The 2084-nt window shown below is 59.4% G+C and carries 2 protein-coding genes; both read left to right on the top strand.

Annotated features, from left to right (window positions below; genetic code table 11):
- The coding region (gene cobJ, locus B3Z49_RS00955; RefSeq protein WP_296987511.1) for a precorrin-3B C(17)-methyltransferase at positions 1-1473 on the top strand (1473 nt) is incomplete at its 5' end.
- A partial coding sequence (cobM, locus tag B3Z49_RS00950; RefSeq protein ID WP_296987509.1) for a precorrin-4 C(11)-methyltransferase occupies positions 1473-2084 on the top strand: 612 nt, incomplete at its 3' end. The genes cobJ and cobM, both read left to right, overlap by 1 nt.

The following is a 2084-nucleotide window of genomic DNA, read 5'->3' as shown; positions in this document are numbered from 1 at the left end:
CCCGAAACCGTCAAACCGGCCACAGCGGCCCTTTTGGCCGGTGCCTCTGCCCGAATTGAGGTTGAGGCAGGTTCGGCTGCGTGGTTGACCAATAGTGCTATTGCCCAGTCCGAGGATGGCAGCATCCTGATCACCGCCACCGCCCGCGAAGGCGCCAATGAAGATGCGGTCAGCGATGGCGCTGAAACCGCAATCACCTATCACCCGCCGGTCCTGGCACTTGGTGTCGGCTGTGAGCGCGGCTGCCCGGCCGATGATCTGTATGGTCTGGTGATGGAAACACTGGCTGGTCAATGCCTGAGCCCGAAGGCCATTGCCTGCGTGACCTCGATTGATCTGAAGGCCGACGAGGCCGCAGTCCATGAGCTGGCGCAACGTCTGGGCGTTCCGGCCCGGTTCTTTGATGCCCAAACCCTTGAGGCTGAGGCTGACCGTCTGGTGACGCCATCAGACATCGTGTTTGCTGAAACCGGCTGCCATGGCGTTGCCGAAGGTGCTGCACTGGCCACGGTCGGTCCGAACGGCAAGCTGATTGTCCCCAAACACAAAACCAAGAAATCCACCTGTGCCGTTGCCCTGTCACAGGATGACATCATCCCCGAGAAAGTCGGCACTGCGCAGGGCAGGCTTTCGATTGTTGGCATCGGTCCGGGCCAGATCGGCTGGCGCAGCCCAGAGGCCACCGCCCTGATCGGTCGCGCAACCGATATCGTCGGCTATCAGATGTATCTTGATCTGCTTGGCCCGCTGATTGACGGCAAGGATTGCCATCATTCCGATCTTGGCGCCGAAGAAGCCCGTGCGCGCCACGCGCTTGAACTGGCCGCGACCGGCAAGGACGTTGCACTGATCGGGTCGGGGGATGCCGGTATCTACGCGCTGGCGACACTGGTGTTTGAGTTGTTGGATCGTGAAGATCGCGCGAATTGGAACCGGGTCGCGGTTCAGGTATCACCCGGTATTTCCGCGCTTCAGGCGGCGGCATCACGGATTGGCGCGCCACTTGGTCATGATTTCTGTGCGATTTCGCTTTCTGACCTTTTGACACCGCGCGAAGACATCCTGCGCCGTCTGAAATCAGCGGCCGAAGGTGATTTCGTGATTGCGTTCTATAACCCGGTTTCCAAACGCCGCCGCGATCTTTTGGCGAAAGCGCGTGATATCCTGCTTGAACACCGCAACGAAGACACCCCGGTGGTTCTGGGCCGTCAGCTTGGCCGCCCGGACGAGGAAATCACAGTCGTTCCACTTTCGAAACTAGAAGTCGACATGGTCGATATGCTGACCACAGTTTTGGTTGGCTCCAGCAACAGCCGCCACATCACCCGCGGCGAGAACGAATGGGTCTATACCCCGCGCGGCTATGCCAAAAAGGGCCCGGATGCGGCAAAGGCCCCAGTTCTGAGCACAACTGTTCACAGCAGCACTGACACTTCCAAGAACGACACTTCCAAGAAAGGCGGGGCAGAATAATGACTGTTCATTTCATTGGCGCCGGTCCTGGCGCCCCGGACCTGATCACTGTGCGCGGCCTGCGCCTGATCGAAAAATGCCCGGTTTGCCTTTATGCCGGATCGCTGGTGCCAGAAGAAATCGTCACAAGCGCCCCGGAGGGTGCCCGCGTGATTGATACGGCCCCGATGAACCTTGATGAAATCATGGCCGAAATCGAAGCCGCCCACGCCAAGGGACAGGATGTTGCCCGCGTGCATTCCGGTGATCCGTCAATTTATGGCGCAATTGCCGAGCAGATTCGCCGTCTTGATGATCTTGGCATTCCCTATGACATCACGCCGGGCGTTTCGGCCTATGCCGCGACGGCTGCTGAAATTGGCGCGGAACTGACTCTGCCCGATATTTCCCAGACCGTGATTCTGACCCGAACCGCCATGCGGTCGTCTGGCATGCCAGACGGCGAGAGCCTTACGGAACTTGGCAAGTCGCGTGCGACGCTGGCGGTGCACCTGTCGATCAACAATCTGGCAAACGTGGTGCGTGATCTGACCCCGCATTACGGCGAAGACTGCCCGGTTGTGATTGCCTATCGCGTGACCTGGCCTGACCAGCAATTCATTTTTGGCACC

It is taken from the genome of Thalassospira sp. UBA1131, from assembly GCF_002311515.1.
In the GTDB taxonomy this organism is placed as follows: domain Bacteria; phylum Pseudomonadota; class Alphaproteobacteria; order Rhodospirillales; family Thalassospiraceae; genus Thalassospira.
The sequence above is the reverse complement of the archived record's forward strand: the minus strand, read 5'-3'. Positions and strand labels throughout refer to the sequence as shown.